Origin of the sequence: Pararhizobium sp. O133, assembly GCF_051669845.1 — a bacterium.
In the GTDB taxonomy this organism is placed as follows: domain Bacteria; phylum Pseudomonadota; class Alphaproteobacteria; order Rhizobiales; family Rhizobiaceae; genus Pararhizobium.
The window spans coordinates 42,844-59,486 of record NZ_CP196426.1; the positions used below are offsets into that span (position 1 = coordinate 42,844).

At 61.7% G+C, this 16,643-nt stretch carries 17 protein-coding genes and 1 other RNA gene; 11 read left to right on the plus strand and 7 right to left on the minus strand.

Going from position 1 to position 16,643, the window contains the following annotated elements; genetic code table 11:
- Positions 1–11: 11 nt before the first annotated feature.
- The 3 genes from ACST81_RS00225 to ACST81_RS00235 all read left to right on the plus strand — a co-directional run bounded on the left by ACST81_RS00225 (position 12) and on the right by ACST81_RS00235 (position 2,915).
- On the plus strand, positions 12–764 hold the full coding sequence (locus tag ACST81_RS00225; RefSeq protein ID WP_438750794.1) for a 3-deoxy-manno-octulosonate cytidylyltransferase: 753 nt from the start codon (positions 12–14) through the stop codon (positions 762–764).
- Between the two features lie 12 nt (positions 765–776).
- Positions 777–1,631 (plus strand): prephenate dehydratase, encoded by an 855-nt coding sequence (locus tag ACST81_RS00230; protein ID WP_438750796.1) that lies wholly within the window; start codon positions 777–779, stop codon positions 1,629–1,631.
- Positions 1,632–1,838: 207 nt separating this feature from the next.
- Complete coding sequence (locus tag ACST81_RS00235) at positions 1,839–2,915, plus strand: porin (protein ID WP_438750798.1); 1,077 nt, start codon at positions 1,839–1,841, stop codon at positions 2,913–2,915.
- A gap of 73 nt (positions 2,916–2,988) precedes the next feature.
- Here ACST81_RS00235 and nudC read toward each other — a convergent pair whose 3' ends face one another.
- Both nudC and ACST81_RS00245 read right to left on the minus strand, forming a co-directional pair.
- Positions 2,989–3,963 carry an NAD(+) diphosphatase gene (gene nudC, locus ACST81_RS00240; protein ID WP_438750801.1) on the minus strand — a complete coding sequence of 325 codons (975 nt, stop codon included), beginning with the start codon at positions 3,961–3,963 and terminating at the stop codon, positions 2,989–2,991.
- 1 nt (position 3,964) lies between these two features.
- Positions 3,965–4,369 (minus strand): HIT domain-containing protein, encoded by a 405-nt coding sequence (locus ACST81_RS00245; protein ID WP_438750802.1) that lies wholly within the window; start codon positions 4,367–4,369, stop codon positions 3,965–3,967.
- A gap of 103 nt (positions 4,370–4,472) precedes the next feature.
- Between ACST81_RS00245 and ffs the strand changes: the two genes are divergently transcribed.
- The 3 genes from ffs (at position 4,473) to ACST81_RS00260 (ending at position 6,880) form a co-directional block, all read left to right on the plus strand.
- An RNA gene (ffs, locus tag ACST81_RS00250) (signal recognition particle sRNA small type) lies at positions 4,473–4,569 on the plus strand.
- 65 nt (positions 4,570–4,634) lie between these two features.
- The gene (locus ACST81_RS00255) at positions 4,635–6,518 is read left to right on the plus strand and encodes a DNA polymerase III subunit gamma/tau (protein WP_438750804.1); all 1,884 of its coding nucleotides are present in this window, start codon (positions 4,635–4,637) and stop codon (positions 6,516–6,518) included.
- A 38-nt stretch (positions 6,519–6,556) separates the two neighbouring features.
- Complete coding sequence (locus ACST81_RS00260; protein WP_062582432.1) at positions 6,557–6,880, plus strand: YbaB/EbfC family nucleoid-associated protein; 324 nt, start codon at positions 6,557–6,559, stop codon at positions 6,878–6,880.
- A 6-nt stretch (positions 6,881–6,886) separates the two neighbouring features.
- Here ACST81_RS00260 and ACST81_RS00265 read toward each other — a convergent pair whose 3' ends face one another.
- Positions 6,887–7,765, minus strand: a complete 879-nt coding sequence (locus ACST81_RS00265; RefSeq protein ID WP_438750806.1) for a DUF2865 domain-containing protein — start codon at positions 7,763–7,765, stop codon at positions 6,887–6,889.
- A gap of 235 nt (positions 7,766–8,000) precedes the next feature.
- Positions 8,001–8,615, minus strand: a complete 615-nt coding sequence (locus tag ACST81_RS00270) for an MOSC domain-containing protein (RefSeq protein ID WP_438750808.1) — start codon at positions 8,613–8,615, stop codon at positions 8,001–8,003.
- Between the two features lie 58 nt (positions 8,616–8,673).
- On the opposite strand from ACST81_RS00270, the gene recR reads away from it, so the two are divergent.
- Positions 8,674–9,279, plus strand: coding sequence for a recombination mediator RecR (gene recR, locus ACST81_RS00275; RefSeq protein ID WP_113578305.1), 606 nt, complete (start codon positions 8,674–8,676; stop codon positions 9,277–9,279).
- A 188-nt stretch (positions 9,280–9,467) separates the two neighbouring features.
- Entirely contained in the window at positions 9,468–10,739 is a 1,272-nt protein-coding gene (locus tag ACST81_RS00280; RefSeq protein WP_438750810.1) for a lytic murein transglycosylase, read from the plus strand.
- A gap of 42 nt (positions 10,740–10,781) precedes the next feature.
- On the opposite strand, the gene ACST81_RS00285 is transcribed toward ACST81_RS00280, so the two are convergent.
- The 3 genes from ACST81_RS00285 to ACST81_RS00295 all read right to left on the minus strand — a co-directional run bounded on the left by ACST81_RS00285 (position 10,782) and on the right by ACST81_RS00295 (position 13,312).
- On the minus strand, positions 10,782–11,210 hold the full coding sequence (locus tag ACST81_RS00285; RefSeq protein ID WP_438750811.1) for an SRPBCC family protein: 429 nt from the start codon (positions 11,208–11,210) through the stop codon (positions 10,782–10,784).
- Positions 11,203–11,538 carry an ArsR/SmtB family transcription factor gene (locus ACST81_RS00290; RefSeq protein ID WP_438750813.1) on the minus strand — a complete coding sequence of 112 codons (336 nt, stop codon included), beginning with the start codon at positions 11,536–11,538 and terminating at the stop codon, positions 11,203–11,205. Before ACST81_RS00290 ends, ACST81_RS00285 begins: the two co-directional genes overlap by 8 nt.
- Positions 11,539–11,683: 145 nt before the next feature.
- The gene (locus ACST81_RS00295) at positions 11,684–13,312 is read right to left on the minus strand and encodes an MFS transporter (protein WP_438750815.1); all 1,629 of its coding nucleotides are present in this window, start codon (positions 13,310–13,312) and stop codon (positions 11,684–11,686) included.
- 259 nt (positions 13,313–13,571) lie between these two features.
- On the opposite strand from ACST81_RS00295, the gene rimP reads away from it, so the two are divergent.
- Genes rimP through ACST81_RS00310 form a run of 3 tightly spaced genes read left to right on the plus strand, consistent with a single transcriptional unit; the run spans position 13,572 to position 16,591 of the window.
- A complete protein-coding gene (rimP, locus tag ACST81_RS00300) occupies positions 13,572–14,189 on the plus strand; it encodes a ribosome maturation factor RimP (RefSeq protein WP_438750817.1) in 618 nt (205 codons plus the stop codon).
- Between the two features lie 57 nt (positions 14,190–14,246).
- Entirely contained in the window at positions 14,247–15,854 is a 1,608-nt protein-coding gene (nusA, locus tag ACST81_RS00305) for a transcription termination factor NusA (RefSeq protein ID WP_438750818.1), read from the plus strand.
- 50 nt (positions 15,855–15,904) lie between these two features.
- The gene (locus ACST81_RS00310) at positions 15,905–16,591 is read left to right on the plus strand and encodes an RNA-binding protein (RefSeq protein ID WP_438750820.1); all 687 of its coding nucleotides are present in this window, start codon (positions 15,905–15,907) and stop codon (positions 16,589–16,591) included.
- Positions 16,592–16,643 lie beyond the last annotated feature (52 nt).

The following is a 16,643-nucleotide window of genomic DNA, read 5'->3' on the forward strand; positions in this document are numbered from 1 at the left end:
AAGGCCTAGGCATGAATAGCGACGATTTCGACAAAACCCTCATCCTCATTCCCGCGCGCATGGCGTCAACGCGCCTGCCCGGCAAGCCGCTCGCCGACATCTGCGGCCTGCCGATGATCGTTCAGGTGGCGCTCCGGGCCCGCGACGCACAGGCCGGCCGGATCGTCGTCGCCGTCGATCACCAGGACACGTTCGATGCGATCGTCAATGCCGGCTTCGAAGCCGTCATGACTCGCATCGACCACCAGTCCGGCTCCGACCGCATCTATGAAGCGCTGCAGAAGAGCGACCCCGAGGGCAAGGCCCAAATCATCATCAACGTGCAGGGGGACCTGCCGACCATCGAGCCGGAGACCATCCGCGCGGCTCTCAGGCCGCTGGAAAACCCGCAGGTCGATATCGCCACGCTGACCGTGGAGATCGAGGACGAAGAGGAAAAGACCAATCCGAACATCGTCAAGGTCGTCGGTTCGCCGCTTTCCGACACGCGCCTGAAGGCGCTCTATTTCACCCGCGCCACCGCGCCGCACGGCAAGGGACCGCTCTATCATCACATCGGGCTCTACGCCTACCGGCGCGCCGCCCTCGAGAAATTCGTCTCATTGTCCCCGTCCGTGCTGGAAAAGCGCGAATCGCTGGAACAACTGCGCGCGCTTGAAGCCGGCATGCGCATCGACGTGGAAATCGTCAAATCCATTCCGCTGGGCGTCGACACCCCGGCCGACCTTGAAAAGGCGCGCCGTGTGCTCGCCGCGAAAGCCTGATCGGAAGCCAAAATGATCACCAAGACCAACAGGATCTCCTTCCAGGGAGACTATGGCGCCAATTCCGACATGGCCTGCCGCGACATGTTCCCGGAGATGGAACCGCTGCCATGCCAGACCTTCGAGGATGCGTTCCTCGCCGTCGAAAACGGTGAGGCCGACCTGGCGATGATCCCGATCGAAAACACGATCGCCGGTCGCGTCGCCGATATCCATCATCTCCTGCCCGAATCGCGGCTGCATATCATCGGCGAATATTTCATGCCGATCCGGTTCCAACTGATGGTTCTGCCGGGCGTGACGCGCGACGAGATCCGCACCGTCCACAGCCATATCCATGCGCTCGGCCAGTGCCGCAAGATCGTCCGCGCCAGTGGATGGAAGCCGATCGTGGCCGGCGACACCGCAGGTGCTGCCAAGCTCGTTTCGGAAATGGGCGACCGGTCGATGGCAGCGCTCGCCCCGCGCCTTGCCGCCGATCTCTACAATCTCGAGATCGTCGCCGAGAATGTCGAGGATACCGAAAACAATGTCACGCGCTTCGTCGTGCTCTCGCGCGATCCGAAGATCATCCGGCGCGCGGCGGAGACCGATGTCATCGTTACCACCTTCGTGTTCAACGTCCGCAACATCCCGGCGGCTCTCTACAAGGCGCTCGGCGGCTTCGCCACCAACGGCATCAACATGACCAAGCTGGAGAGTTACCAGCTCGGCGGCAAGTTCATCGCCACCCAGTTCTATGCCGATATCGAGGGCCATCCGGACGACGCCCATGTGCGCCAGGCCCTCGACGAATTGCGATACTTTTCCGAGAAGGTCCGCATCCTTGGCTCCTATGCCGCGCACCCGATGCGGCTCGTGTTGTAAAGAAGCCAGCCACGCCAACTCTCACTAGAATTGGGGAGGGAAGACTCTCGAAAAAGGGTGGAAATCGACGGAAAAAAGTGATTGCTTGACGCTTGGGCAGTTTGATTGCCCAGCGCATTGCGTCTTGCCGCGGGGGCAAGACCCAATGCTTTCGGCAACGACAGGCGCGAGCGGGCCTCATGGAAGCCGGCGCAAGCGAGGGTGATCATGGCCATCAGAATTTTTCTTTTCAGCTCGACCGCGGCGCTCATGGCCGCGAGCGCAACCCACGCGGCGGACGCGATCGTGGCTGCCGAGCCGGAACCGATGGAATATGTGCGCGTCTGCGACGCCTATGGCGAAGGCTTCTTCTATATTCCGGGGACCGAGACCTGCCTGAAGATCGGCGGTTACGTCCGCTTCGATTCGAATTACGGTGAGAGCCCCTATGACGGCACCAGCAACGGCTGGGACGCCTTCACGCGCGGCGCGCTGACTTTCGACGCGAGAAACGACACGGAATTCGGCACGCTCGGCAGCTTCATCGAACTGCGCAGCGACGCCAACAACATCAACGATACCAACACCTATCTGAACGCCGCCTTCATCACCTTGTCCGGATTTCGCGCCGGCTACGGCGATTCCCGTTTCGATATCTGGCTGAATTCGGCCGGCAACATCATCAATGACGATGTGATCGACTATACCGGCGACCGGACCAACCAGATCAGCTACACCTTTGGCGACGAGGAAAAGGGCTTTTCGGCCCTGATCGGCCTTGAGGAGGGGTCGGGCAGCTATGACACCGGCTTTGCCCCCGTCCCGACGGTCCGGTACGACGGCGCCGACGTTCCACATATCATCGGCGGCGTGAAATATGCCGGCGACTGGGGCAGCATCGGCGCCGTCGGCGCCTACGACACGGAAGCCGAAGCCTTCGGCGGCAAGGCACGCCTCGACGTGATCTTCAACAGCGTGTTTTCCGCCTGGATCATGGGCGGCTACCAGTCGGACTGGGATAACAGCAAGGGCCCCGGCGGCACGCGCCGGCTGAGCTACTACGGCCCGTGGTTCGGCGACTGGGCCGCCTGGGGCGGCATCGCCATCCAGGTCAATGAAAAGGCCTCGATCAACGCTCAGGCGGCTTACGAGGAAGACGGCACGTTCGCTGCCGCGCTCAACCTCGACTATGCTGTCGTCGACGGCTTGAAGTTCCAGCCGGAACTCAACTACACCGAATTCGACGGTTTGCGTGGAACGGGCGACGCGATCGGCGGCACGATCCGCTTCCAGCGGAATTTCTGATCCGGCGCGAACCGTCTGAATTTCAGTGCTTGAATCATCGGCGTCCGCCTAATGGCGGGCGCCGATCTCATTTTCAGCGCGGCCAGTCCAGCCAGTCGCGCATCAGTTGATGCGCGATGGCGCCCTTCGGGGGAGAGCCCAACTCGCCGGCAGCGAGAGACACGCCGGTATTGCGCGCCAGCATGGCCGCTGTTTCCTCACGGTTGAACCAGCGGCAATCTTCCAGCTCCAGATCGTCGCGGTGAATGTCCCGAGATTTCGCCTCGGCATAGCAGCCGATCATCAGCGTATGCGGCATCGGCCAGGGCTGGGACGCGTGATAACGCACGCGGCCGATACGAATACCGGATTCCTCCGCCGTCTCACGCCGCACGGCGTTTTCGATCGTCTCGCCCGGCTCCACGAAGCCTGCGAGGCAGGAATACATGCCTTCGGGAAAATGCGGGCTGCGGCCGAGCAGGCAGAGATCGTGTTCCAGATCGATCGTCAACATGATCACCACCGGATCAGTGCGCGGAAAGATCATGTGGCCGCAGGCGGAGCAGACGCGGCGATAGCCGCCGGCCTTGCCTTCCATCGCCGATCCGCACTTGCCGCAGAAGCGGTTCGTCGCGTTCCAGGTCATCAGGCTGGAAGCCTGGGCGAACTGGCCAAGCAGTTCGTCCGTCAACATCTGCTGGCGATAGAGCGTGCGGCCATCGGCGAGCTTGAAGGGCTCAGGCAGCGTCTCCTCCGTCAGCCCGATCGGCACCGCCAGGCGCGGCTCGCCATTGGGCCGGAAGCCGAGCAGGATGGCTTCGTCGAGGTCGGGCTCCAAGCCCGCCAACTCGTAGGGCGCAAACAGCGGATCGATGATCTTCTCGTCATGCTTGACGACCAGCTTGCCGGCCGAAAAGGCGAAGACATGCGCGCCCTCCTTGCGAAACGCCGCCTCCAGACAATCGTCGGCCCGATGCTCGGACTGCCTGTCCAGATGATTTTCCGCAAAAGCGACGAGGGTGCTGGGTTCGGGATGCGGACTGTGCAGGTCGAAGATCGATTTCGTCATGTCAGAGATGTTCCAGTATCCGTGCTGCGAATGCCTTACGCTCGTCATCCTCCCAGGGTTCAGCCGTGCCGAAACCCCAGACCGGCCCCGGCCAGTTGGCATCACCCTCGTTGCGGGCGATCACATGGACATGGAGCTGGCGGACGATGTTGCCAAGCGCGCCGACATTGATCTTCGTCGCCCCCGTCACCTTTTTCAATGCCAGGCCGACCATATTCGTCTCGAATGTCAGCATCGCCTGGTCGAGCGGCGTGAGGTCGAACACTTCCGACATGCCGTTGCGCTGCGGAATGAGCACCAGCCAAGGCCAGCGACGATCGTTGTTAACACGCAACTGGCAAAGACCGAGTGTGGCGATAAGCAACCCATCGCGCTGAAGGCGTTCGTCGATAGTAAAGGCAGGCAAGCGGCTCTCCCTGAGCGGTGATTTGTCTTTTGTTTCAACATCGATAGCAGTTTTTTGAAGGCTTGGCTTGCATTTGGTTTGGATATTGCCGATATGAGAGCCGGGAGGTTGGTGGTGGACGAGCCACTCGCCAACCGGGTCAGGTCCGGAAGGAAGCAGCCCCAACGAGCCAGGCACGGGTCATCGTGCCAGCCTCCCACCCTTTTTCTTCTGTCCACCCGGACATGATTTGCAGCCGAGCGGCCCCGTTTGGGGAAAAAGGGCGATGAGCGAAGACACGTTGATCCCGACATCCGAAAAGCCCGCCGCCTACCGCGTCCTTGCGCGCAAATACCGGCCGAAGGATTTCTCCGACCTGATGGTCGGCCAAGAACCGATGGTGCGCACGCTCACCAACGCGTTCGAGACCGGCCGCATCGCGCAGGCTTACATGCTGACCGGCGTTCGCGGAGTCGGCAAGACCACCACCGCCCGCATTCTGGCCCGCGCGCTGAACTACAAGACGCCCGAAATCGACAAGCCGACGATCGACCTTCGCGTGCCCGGCGAACATTGCCAGGCGATCATGGAAGGCCGTCATGTCGATGTCATCGAGATGGACGCCGCTTCCCATACCGGCATCGACGATATCCGCGAGATCATCGAGCAGGTGCGTTACCGCCCGGTTTCGGCGCGCTACAAGGTCTATATCATCGACGAAGTGCACATGCTTTCGACGCAGGCCTTCAACGGCCTGTTGAAGACGCTAGAAGAGCCGCCGGAACATGTGAAGTTCATTTTCGCGACGACCGAAATCCGCAAGGTGCCGATTACCGTCCTGTCGCGCTGCCAGCGCTTCGACCTGCGCCGCATCGGCGCGTCCGATCTCGTCGGCCTGTTCACCACTATTCTCGGCAAGGAAGGCATTTCGGCCGATCCGGATGCCATGGCGATGATTGCCCGCGCCGCCGAAGGCTCGGCGCGCGACGGCCTGTCGCTGCTCGACCAGGCGATTGCCCATGGCGGCGGCGTGGTCGAGGTGGAAGCCGTGCGCTCGATGCTCGGCCTTGCCGATCGCGCCCGCATCGTTGATCTCTTCCAGCATATCGTCAAAGGCGACGTGGCAGCCGCGCTCGAGGAATTCGCCGGACAATACGAGGCCGGCGCCAGCCCCTCGGTCGTACTGACGGATCTGGCCGATTTTACCCACTTGGTCACCCGACTGAAATATGTTCCCGACGCAGCCAACGATCAGTCGCTGAGCGAGATCGAACGTTCACGCGGCGCGGAATTCGCCTCGTCGGTCGCAGTGACGACCCTGTCGCGCATCTGGCAGATGCTGCTGAAGGGCATTCCGGAAACCGAAAGCTCGTCGCGCCCGGCCGGTGCTGCCGAGATGGTGCTGATCCGGCTGGCGCATGCGGCCCATCTTCCCTCGCCGGAAGACGCGGCGCGCCGGCTGCTCGAACTTTCCAACGGCGACGGCCAGCGATCCTCCCCCGCTCCGAACGGCGGCAATGGCGGAGGCGCGCAGGCCTGGATGGGCGGCGCGTCCATCCAGGCGCGCGGCAGCGACATGCAGCCGGCCCAGCGCACAACCGGAAACGGCGCGACCATGCTGCGCGCGGTGCCGGACATTGTCCCACCGCAATCGGTTGCTGTCGGAATGGCGGAAGCGCGGCCGGTCGAAAAGCCCGCCGTCAAGCCGGAACCCAAGGCGCCGGTGCGCTCGGTCAGCGATATCGCCGAACTCTGCGCCACCAATCGCGACATCAAGCTGAAGACACTAGTGCGCGGTTTCGTCCGGCTGGTCAGCCTCGAACCAGGACGGCTGGAACTCAACCTGCCGGACGACGCGCCGAAGACGCTGGTGGCGGAACTGCAGAAGAAGTTGGAGGATTGGACCGGCATTCGCTGGATGGTCATTCTCAGCCGCGAACCCGGTCAGCCGACCCTGATCGAGGCGGAAACGCGGGCGCAGGAAAAGCGCGTCAGCGATGCACGTCAAGATCCGGATGTCGCCGCCATCCTCGCCCGCTTTCCCGGCGCCAAGATCACCGACGTCCGGATCAAGGGACCGGAGCCGGAAGAGGAAAACGAAACCCTTGTGGTTGCCGCTGCCGAATCCGAAGACGGCGACATCCTTCCCGGCGATGATATCGAGCACTAGTTTAAGATTTATCGAGACATTCAGAAGAGGACAGGGCGATGCGTGACATCATGGGCATGATGGGCAAGGTCAAGGAAATGCAGGCCAAGATGGAGAAGATGCAGGAAGAGATTTCCGCGCTCGAAGTCGACGGCTCCTCCGGCGGCGGTCTCGTTACCGTCCGCATGGACGGCAAGGGCAACCTCAAGGGCATCAAGATCGACCCGTCCCTGTTCAAGGAAGACGATGTCGAAATCCTCGAGGACCTGATCGTCGCCGCCCACAAGGACGGCAAGGACAAGGCCGAAGCCATCACCGCCGAGAAGACCAAGGCGCTGACCGCCGGCCTGCCGATCCCGCCCGGCATGAAATTCCCGTTCTGATCAGCGTCAGTTGACCGGCAGGTAAGCTGCGCCGACGATACGGATCCTGCGGGCCGGTGGCGGAACGAAGCTAGTGGTTCCACGCAAATTGACGTCGCCGAGCAATGCCACGTTTATGGCCGTTACCGCTGCCGGCTCTTCGGCGATCGCACCCGTAATGGCCGTGTTCACATTGAGCGTGGTTGCAACCGGCGTCCTTGCCAGCACTGTCTTGTAGAACTTCGTCATGTCGCAGGTCTTGAGCGGCGATACGGCGCGATAGGCACCGGCATTGGGCAGATCGGCATAGCGCAGGCCGGTCGTGACGGACACCATCTCATCGGTGTTGCGATCCGAACCGGTCATCCGGAAGACGTCCATCGACGGGTCGTCGCAGATGAACTTGCACTGCCCGGCGATCGCTTGCATGTCGTCGGCCGTGTTGTAGCCCGAGTTCGGGGTCGGGAAATAATAACCGTCGGAAAGACGGACGCAGCGCGTCTCGATCTTCGCCTTGCTGCGCGGCAGGGAATAGGCGGCGGCCATGGCGCGGGCGCTGATGTGGTCGCTGTTCCGGCGCTTGACCGGCGCGCGCTCGGCGACGATCGGTTGCTGCCGATCGTTTTGGCGCGGGGCGGCTGAAAGGCTTGCGAGACGGGCGCTGGTCTGGGCGATGCGTTTTGCGATTTCCCGGCAGGCGAAGGTGGAGCGGGCTGCGCAGCTGTATTTCGTTTCAAAGGCCCGGTTGGCGGCGATCTGGCGCTGCAGGCGCATGATTTCCGGGCTGCTTGTCGCTTTTCCGCCAGCCAGGGCGGCATTGTCGTGGATCGAGACGCCAAGGAGCGTGGCGAGCGCCAGCATGCCAAGCCGGCGGCTCCAGTCTGCAAATTGCTTCAATCCGAACATGATCAGACCCTGCCGCCGTTGTGCGGACAGATGCGCAACCGGCGGCATTCTTGCGCTCGCAAGTTCGCTTCGGTTTTCGCTGTATCCGCATGATGATCGATGTATCGCCGAAGGCCGAAATGAAATGAAGGCCTAGCGACATCCGTCAGATAGCTTGTGGGGAGCGCGAAATAAAGCGGAAGTTAAACAGATGGTTAAAACCGCACCCGGAAAATTTCGGCAATTCCGGCCAAGCTCATGCGCTGGTGAGTTTGGCGCGAAGCTTGTAATGGATAGGGGCGGCGAGATAGCGGGACCTGTCTTCGTCGGAGAGGTTCTTGCCGTAGGTTTCGAGCAGTTCAGGCATGGTGACCGGCGGACCGGAATAGGCATGATATTTCACCGCATCGCCCGCCTGCACGACGCCTTCCTTTAGCACGCGGCAATAGAAGCCCGGTCGTCCCGCCCGGTTGAATCGCCTTGCGAAACCCGAATCTTCCATGCGAGCCGACAGCGTTGCGCAAGGGATGCGCGTGGAGGTTACCTCCAGTTCGACCGTTTCCGTCTCGAACCGGTCGCCGACGGAAACCCTGCGGCTGTCGGCGCCTTCGATCACCAGGTTTTCCCCGAATGTGCCGGGCTCCAGATAGCACCCCAGTTCCTTGGACCACCAGTCGAGATCGACCGAGCCCAAAGCATAGACCGCTTGATCGACACCGCCATGATGCTTGCGGTTGCAAATCCTGTCGCCAATCAGGCCTTCGCGATCGACCATCACGCCGGCTTCGACCGGATGCTTGAAAATGCCGGTCTTGTAGGATTTTCCCGCCAGGACTTCGGCATTGCCGGTGCAGACGGCCAGGATTTTCATGGGCAACACCCTCTTTTCAGCGATTCCGTTCCCGGTGGATATGGGGTAGAACCGCCGCATGGCAAAGCGAGTCACCGGCCCCGAAATCGAAAAACTCATCCAGCTCCTGGCAAAAGTGCCCGGGCTTGGGCCACGCTCGGCACGGCGCGCCGCACTGCACCTGGTCAAGAAGAAGGACCAACTGCTTGGCCCGCTGGCCGATGCGATGGGCCAGGCGCATGCGAAGGTGCGCATCTGCTCCTGCTGCGGCAATGTCGATACGATCGATCCCTGCAGCGTCTGCTCCGACGACCGGCGCGACAATTCCGTCATCATCGTCGTGGAAGATGTGTCCGACCTCTGGGCCCTGGAACGGGCAAGCGCGATGAATACGGCCTACCATGTCCTCGGCGGCACGCTGTCACCGCTCGATGGCGTCGGGCCGGACGATCTCAACATCAAGGGCCTGGTGGAGCGCGTGACCAAGGGTGGCGTGCGCGAACTGATTATCGCCGTCAACGCCACTGTCGAGGGCCAGACGACGGCGCATTACATTACAGACCAACTCGACGGCCTTGGCGTCAAGATCACTCGCCTTGCGCATGGCGTGCCTGTTGGTGGTGAACTGGATTATCTGGATGAGGGTACGCTGACGGCGGCGCTGAGGGCGAGGACGGCGATTTGAGGAAGACAACGCATCTCGCTACCGCCGCCTCTCTCGCGGCAAATACGGAATTGGCTGGCGAAGCCACTACACTATCTTCCGTCATTCCTGTGCTTGTCACAGGAATCCAGTCACGCGACGTCCGTCGCGTGAAAGAGTCTTTGGCACCATGGACATGGCGCCGCTGGATCCCCGCCACAAGGGCGAGGATGACGGAGTGTATAGATACACCGTCGGGTAAAGGGCGGCGCATTCTACCCCTCCTCGTAGGCACCCTCCTCGCCCTCACCTCCCTGCCCGCCCTCGCCGCCTCCAAGGCCGACACCGAGGCGCAGTTTCGCCAATGGCTGCAGACCGACCTCTGGCCTGAAGCGCAGAAGTCGGGGATCTCGGAAAAATCCTTCAAGGCTGCCTTTGCCGATGTGAAGCTCGACTGGGACCTGCCGGATCTTGTGCCCCCCGGCACCAAGCCGCCGAGCACGCAGAAGCAGAACCAGGCGGAATTTGCCTCGCCGGGCGCCTATTTTTCCGAAAAGCGGCTGCAGGGACTGGCCGCCACCGGTCGCAGCCTGGCTAAGGAGAATGCCGCGACGCTCAAGCGGATCGAGAAGACCTATGGTGTTCCCGGGCCTGTCGTCGTTGCCATCTGGGGCCGCGAATCCGGGTTTGGCAGGGCCAAGATCCCCCATCCGATCATGGATGTTCTGGCGACCAAGGCCTTCATGTCGACGCGTGGCGACCTGTTCCGGCGCGAGTTGATCGCGGCACTGCATATTCTCGACAGCGGCGATGTGCGCGAGGCGGACATGAAGGGCTCCTGGGCCGGGGCCATGGGCCAGCCGCAGTTTCTGCCGACGAGTTTTCTCAAATATGCCGTCGATTTCGATGGGGACGGGCGCCGTGACATCTGGAAATCGACGCCGGACACGCTGGCTTCCATTGCCAACTACCTGGCGAAGAAAGGCTGGCAACGCGGCCGCGACTGGGGCTTCGAGGTCAAAATCCCGAAAAACGTGTCCTGCGCGCAGGAAGGACCGGACCTTGCCAAGCCGATCGCGCAATGGGCGGCGAGCGGCATCACGCGGATTTCCGGCAAGGCTTTTCCGTCGGGCGAATCAAAGGCCGATGGTATGATGCTGGTGCCGGCCGGCCGGCATGGACCGGAATTCATCGTTACGCCGAATTTCTACGTCATCAAGGAATACAACAACTCCGACCTCTACGCGCTCTTCATCGGCAACCTCGCCGACCGGATTTCAGCGGGCGGCGGCGCATTCAAGGGCGAATTCGGCAATGTCGGCAGGATGCTGCGGTCCGATGTCCTGCGCATGCAGAAATCACTGGAAGCGCAGGGGCACGATGTCGGCAAGGCTGATGGCCTGCCCGGCTTCAAGACCCGCCGCTCGATCGGCCGCTGGCAGGCCGACAATGGCATGACGCCGACCTGCTACCCCGAAGAAAACATGCTGGGCAAACTGTAGCCGCCGGACGAAGCCGTTTGCCCGTCCGGCGCGATGCCCGGCTCAGGCGAGATTTTCTTCCAGCAGCGTCAGGATAGCGTTCCAGCCCTTTTCATGGCCTTCGCGTGCTTCCTCGCTCTTGAATTTCACCTGCTTCAGCGTGATCTGGGTCGTCTTTGGATCGACCTCAGCAAGGTCGATCGTCACGACACTGTCGTCGAGCGAGTAGGGCGATTCCCAGGTGAAGGCAAGGCGCGAGAAGGGATCGATCTCCAGATAGGTGCCGGCATGCGGAATGTCCTTGTCCGGCGTAATCATGACGATCGAGAAACGACCGCCCTTGACCGGATCGTTCGTAACCCGGGTCGGCTCTGAGCTTCCGAACGGCGGCGCCATGAATTTGGACAGCATCACGGGCGAGAGCCAGGCGTTGAACACCTTTTCGCGCGGCGCGGCGATCGTGCGGTTCAGTGTCAGTTCAAGCTCATTCATCGTTCTCTTCCTTTGAAACGAGTAGGCTTTCCAGCGCTGTCAGACGCAATTCCCAGATGGACTTCAGCTGCGCGAACCAATCCTCTGTCAGCTTCAACGGTTCAAGCTCGGCCGCGATGAAATGTTCGCGGCCCGTTGTCCGGCGGGTGACGAGTCCTGCCTCCTCCAGCACCTTGATGTGCTTGGAAACGGAATTCAGCGACATGTCGAAATGAGCGGCCAGCGCGGTTACCCGGAGCGCCCCTTCCTGCACCAGCAGCGTCAGGATACGGCGACGCGTGGTGTCGCCCGCGGCCTTCAGCACCCTTGACAGAGCATCATCGTCCATTTATTCACCTTAATGGTTGAATATAGAAATATTGGAAATTAGTCAACCATGCGGGTGAGTATTTTCAAACGCGGAAAAACCGTCCTCCCCTGAAACTTGGTCATTCAGAGATGGAGATCCCTTTCGGGATCGACACGGCGGGCACTCAGTGCATGTCCACCTGCTGCTTGTAGCGTTCGTAATCATAGGGAAGGATGGTCTGGCGTTCGATCATCCGGTGCACGCGGGGCGCGACGCTCCCTCGATGCAGCGCCAGCAGCCGGTCGCCGATCGCGGCGTCGGCCTGCGTGCGGCGCTGGTTGTGGCGGACATATTCCACCCAGGTCGGCACGTGATAGGTCTCGGTCCAGACCGTCGGGTTTTCCAGATCGCGCATCAGGCCCCATTGGCCCGCGCCGTCACGGATACGGATGCGCCGGCGCTCGGCCATGGCGGTGAGAAACTCCTGCACATCCTCGTCGGCGATCTCGTAATCGATCATGACGACGATCGGACCGCTGCGCGGCTTCAGGTCCAGTTTCAGCAGCGGCTCGGAGAAGCGGTTCAGCGGATCGAGGTTGAGCGACTGGAATTCCGGCAGTGGCAGGCGAAGCCCGATGGCGGCGCCAACGACCATCAAAAGCGCTGATATAATCAACGCAGCGGCGGGACCATGCAAATCCGCCAATTGGCCCCATATCCAGCTGCCGGCGGCGATCCCACCGAAGGTCGTCGTCTGGTAGAGCGACAGCGCCCGGCCGACGACCCAGCGCGGGGTCGAAAGCTGCACGGTGGTATTGAACAGCGACAGGGCGAGGACCCAGCCGGCGCCGGACAGGAGCAGCGCAAGGCTGGTCAGCCAACCGTACGGGCTGAAGGCGGTCACCAGCGCGCTGATGGCAAAGCCGGCAAAGGCGATCCGCACGACCCATTCGCTCGACATATGCTCGCGCAACCGGGCGCTGAGCAGCGCGCCGCCGATTGCCCCGAGCCCGAACGCGCCGAGCATGATGCCATAAGTCAGCGGCCCGCCGGCAACGAGATCGCGGGCGACCAATGGCAGCAGGGCAAGAATTGCGCTGGCAGACAGGCCGAAGACGAAGCCGCGAACCAGCACCTTGCCGATGTTCGGCGACATCGCGACGTAGCGAAGGCCGGCGGAAATCGCCCGTCCCATCGATTCGCGCGGCAGCGCCGACAGCGTCTCCTCCCGGCGCCAGCGCACCAGTGCGAAAAGAATGGCAAAATAGCTGAGCGTATTGGCGGCAAAGGCGGCCGCCGCTCCGGCCGCGGCAACGATGACGCCACCGATGGCAGGACCGACCGAACGGGTGATGTTGAAGCCCATGCTGTTCAGCGCCACGGCGGCCGGCAGCACATCACGCGGCACCATGTCTCCGACGGAAGCCTGCCAGGACGGATTGTTGAGCGCCGTGCCGCAGCCAATCAGGAAGGTGAACAACAGGAGAAGCCAAGGCGTGATCAGCCCGTAATAGGCAAAGACGGTCAAAAGACCCGACACCAGCAGCATGAAACACTGCGCCACCAGCATGATCCGCCGCCGGTCGAAATTGTCGGCGAGCGCGCCGGACACCAGCGAAAAAAGCATGATCGGCAGCGAGGTGGAAGCCTGCACCAGCGCCACCATGTTGGCCGAGGACGTGATAGACGTCATCATCCAGGCCGCACCGACCGCCTGGATAAGGCCGCCGAAATTGGACGCGAGGCTTGCCACCCAGATGACGCGGAATGTGTCATGCTTGAACGGCGCCAATGGCGATAGTCGATGCGGCAACGCTGTCCCACCCTGTCTGTGTTGGATTGTTCTTGTCGGTCCAATCTAGGCCAGATGATCCGCCGGGCAAGCAAAAGCGACCGCCCGGCGGGATTTTGCCAATTGGCCGCATCGTTCGCCATTTTGAATGCCAAGCGGTGATATCTTGCATTTGCGGATAATCGAGCGTATATGACCCTCAAATTCTTGATCGGTTGATGAAGAGTGGGCCCGTCAGGACCCGCTCTTTTTTATTACCGATGTTTTGGGAGAGCATCGTTTGTCCGATACGACAACGGCAGAAAATACGCAGGAACCGCGCCTGGTCACCGAGACGGGGATTGACCAGCGTATCGCCGACATCATCGAGCCTGTGCTCGTTCCGATGGGATATCAGCTGGTTCGCGTCCGCCTGTCCTCGCAGAATGGCGCCACGCTGCAGATCATGGCGGAACGCCTTGACGGGACGATGACCGTCGAAGATTGCGAGACGATCTCGACGGCCATTTCGCCGGTTCTCGATGTGGAAGATCCGGTCGATCGGGAGTATCATCTCGAAGTATCGTCGCCCGGCATCGACCGTCCGATGGTGCGAAAGTCGGATTTCAGCCGCTGGGCCGGTCATCTTATCAAGTGCGAGACGTCGGTTCTGGTCGATGGTCGCAAGCGGTTTCGCGGCAAGATCCTGTCGGCCGACGGCGAAGGTTTCACGATCGAGCGCGATCAGCCGGCCTATGGCGAAGAGCCCCGCGTGGTTATCCCGTTCACGGCATTCGCCGAAGGCAGGCTGATCCTGACGGACGACCTGATCCGCGATGCGCTGACGGCAGACAAGAAGGCGAAGGCAGCCCAAGCTGCCAACGAAAACTTCGAAGACGAAGATTCGCCGATCAATTGAGTTCATGGGCGCGGGAAGCCTCGATGAAGGCCCCGGCAATCAGACGGAGACTTTAATATGGCAGTGAGTGCTAACCGGCTCGAACTTCTGCAGATCGCGGATGCCGTCGCGCGCGAAAAGGTGATCGACCGCGAAATCGTTCTGGCCGCCATGGCCGATGCGATCCAGAAGGCGGCCCGCTCGCGCTACGGTTCGGAAAGCAATATCCGCGCCGACATCAATTCCAAGACCGGCGAAATCCGGCTGCAGCGCCTTCTCGAAGTGGTCGAGCACGCCGAGGATTACTCGACGCAGATCCCACTCGAACTGGCCCGTGACCGCAACCCCGACGCTGTGCTCGGCGACTTCATCGCCGATCCGCTGCCGCCGATGGATTTCGGCCGCATCGCCGCCCAGTCGGCCAAGCAGGTCATCGTCCAGAAGGTTCGCGAAGCCGAGCGTGACCGCCAGTTCGACGAGTTCAAGGATCGCATCGGCGAAATCGTCAACGGCACGGTCAAGCGTGTCGAATACGGTAACGTCATCGTCGACCTCGGCCGTGGCGAAGGCATCATCCGCCGCGACGAAATGATCCCGCGCGAGAACATGCGCTACGGCGATCGCGTCCGCTCGTATGTCTATGACGTCCGTCGCGAACAGCGCGGCCCGCAGATTTTCCTGTCGCGTACCCATCCGCAGTTCATGGTGAAGCTGTTCACCATGGAAGTCCCGGAAATCTACGATGGCATCATCCAGATCCGCTCGGTTGCCCGTGATCCGGGTTCGCGCGCCAAGATCGCCGTGATCTCGAACGATAGTTCAATCGATCCGGTCGGCGCCTGTGTCGGCATGCGCGGCTCGCGCGTCCAGGCCGTTGTCGGCGAGTTGCAGGGCGAGAAGATCGACATCATTCCCTGGAACGAGAACCCGGCGTCGTTCATCGTCAACGCGCTGCAGCCGGCTGAGGTCACCAAGGTGGTTCTCGACGAGGATGCCGAGCGCATCGAAGTCGTGGTTCCCGACGAACAGCTGTCGCTGGCCATCGGCCGCCGCGGCCAGAACGTCCGCCTCGCGTCACAGCTGACCGGCTGGGACATCGACATCATGACGGAAGCCGAGGAATCGGAACGCCGCCAGAAGGAATTCAACGAGCGCACCAACCTGTTCATGGAAGCGCTCGACGTCGACGAAATGGTCGGTCAGGTTCTCGCATCGGAAGGCTTTGCCGCGGTCGAAGAGCTTGCCTATGTCGAACTCGACGAAATCGCCTCGATCGAAGGCTTCGATGAGGACACCGCCAACGAACTGCAGACTCGCGCGCGCGAATATCTTGAGCGCCTGGAAGCGGAAATGGATGCCAAGCGCGTCGCGCTCGGCGTTTCCGACGAGCTGCGTTCGATCAACGGCATGACCGGCCAGATGCTGGTTGCGCTGGGTGAAGACGGCATCAAGACGATGGAAGACTTCGCGGGCTGCGCCGCCGACGATCTGGTCGGCTGGTCGGAGCGCAAGGACGGCGAAACCAAGAAATTCGAAGGCCTGTTTTCCAAGCTTGAGGTTTCGCGCGTCGAAGCCGAACGCATGGTCCTGCAGGCGCGCCTTGCCGCCGGCTGGATTACCGAAGAGGATCTGGCGCGCGAGGAAGAGGCTCTCGAAGTCGTGGAAGGCGCGGAACAGGACGCCTGAAAAGGCGTTGCTGACCGTGATCGGGCTGATGATGCTGCTTGAAAACCGCCATGCTGGTTGAGGACAAGGACCCTGTCGGGGACATCGATGGTGAAGCAGTGAACGGCCGCATGTGCATCGTGACACGGCAGGGCGGGACGCCGGAAACGCTGATCCGCTTTGTCGCCGGGCCTGATGGGCGGGTGGTCGCAGACCTGAAAAAGCAATTGCCGGGTCGCGGTTGCTGGGTGAGCGCCGAAAGGACGGTGCTGGAAAAGGCGATCGCCAAGAAGCTGTTCACGCGCGGCCTGAAGAGGGCCGACGTGACAGCGGGACCGGAGCTTGCCGACGAGGTCGACCGTCTGCTGGCGATGCAACTCGCCGGCATGATGAACATGGCGCGCAAGGCGGCCCAGTTCGTCAGCGGTGCCTCGAAAGTGGAACAGGCCGTACGGGGAATGGCAGCACTTGCCACCTTCCACGCGGTGGATGCCGCCCCCGACGGGGTGCGGAAAATAGACCAGGCGCGCAAGGCCATGAGCTTTGTCGCCGATGATGGACAGGAAATACCCTCCTTCCGCTTCTTCACCGAGGCTGAAATGGAAGGGCTTTTGGGCCAGAATGCTTTTATCCATGCTTGCGCGCTTGCAGGGCAGGCGGGTGAGGGTGTAGTGAAGCGCGCAAACATGCTCGAACGATATCGGGGAACCGTCCCCGCTCGAGCCGTTGGCGCCGAATCTGGCTTGCCGACACAATGACGCGGGTCACCGGCGCAGGCCGGCAATACCGCGATTGCAGAAAAGAAATCGA

Excerpts from the sequence above, each read along its gene's own strand:
- recR (WP_113578305.1), top strand. The coding sequence starts at position 8,674 with ATGGCAAAGCGAGTCACCGGCCCCGAAATCGAAAAACTCATCCAGCTC.
- ACST81_RS00285 (WP_438750811.1), bottom strand. The coding sequence starts at position 11,210 with ATGAATGAGCTTGAACTGACACTGAACCGCACGATCGCCGCGCCGCGC.
- ACST81_RS00280 (WP_438750810.1), top strand. The coding sequence starts at position 9,468 with ATGACGGAGTGTATAGATACACCGTCGGGTAAAGGGCGGCGCATTCTA.
- ACST81_RS00235 (WP_438750798.1), top strand. The coding sequence starts at position 1,839 with ATGGCCATCAGAATTTTTCTTTTCAGCTCGACCGCGGCGCTCATGGCC.
- nusA (WP_438750818.1), top strand. The coding sequence starts at position 14,247 with ATGGCAGTGAGTGCTAACCGGCTCGAACTTCTGCAGATCGCGGATGCC.
- ACST81_RS00265 (WP_438750806.1), bottom strand. The coding sequence starts at position 7,765 with ATGTTCGGATTGAAGCAATTTGCAGACTGGAGCCGCCGGCTTGGCATG.
- ACST81_RS00255 (WP_438750804.1), top strand. The coding sequence starts at position 4,635 with ATGAGCGAAGACACGTTGATCCCGACATCCGAAAAGCCCGCCGCCTAC.
- ACST81_RS00310 (WP_438750820.1), top strand. The coding sequence starts at position 15,905 with ATGCTGGTTGAGGACAAGGACCCTGTCGGGGACATCGATGGTGAAGCA.
- ACST81_RS00290 (WP_438750813.1), bottom strand. The coding sequence starts at position 11,538 with ATGGACGATGATGCTCTGTCAAGGGTGCTGAAGGCCGCGGGCGACACC.
- ACST81_RS00260 (WP_062582432.1), top strand. The coding sequence starts at position 6,557 with ATGCGTGACATCATGGGCATGATGGGCAAGGTCAAGGAAATGCAGGCC.
- ACST81_RS00230 (WP_438750796.1), top strand. The coding sequence starts at position 777 with ATGATCACCAAGACCAACAGGATCTCCTTCCAGGGAGACTATGGCGCC.
- ACST81_RS00270 (WP_438750808.1), bottom strand. The coding sequence starts at position 8,615 with ATGAAAATCCTGGCCGTCTGCACCGGCAATGCCGAAGTCCTGGCGGGA.
- nudC (WP_438750801.1), bottom strand. The coding sequence starts at position 3,963 with ATGACGAAATCGATCTTCGACCTGCACAGTCCGCATCCCGAACCCAGC.
- ACST81_RS00225 (WP_438750794.1), top strand. The coding sequence starts at position 12 with ATGAATAGCGACGATTTCGACAAAACCCTCATCCTCATTCCCGCGCGC.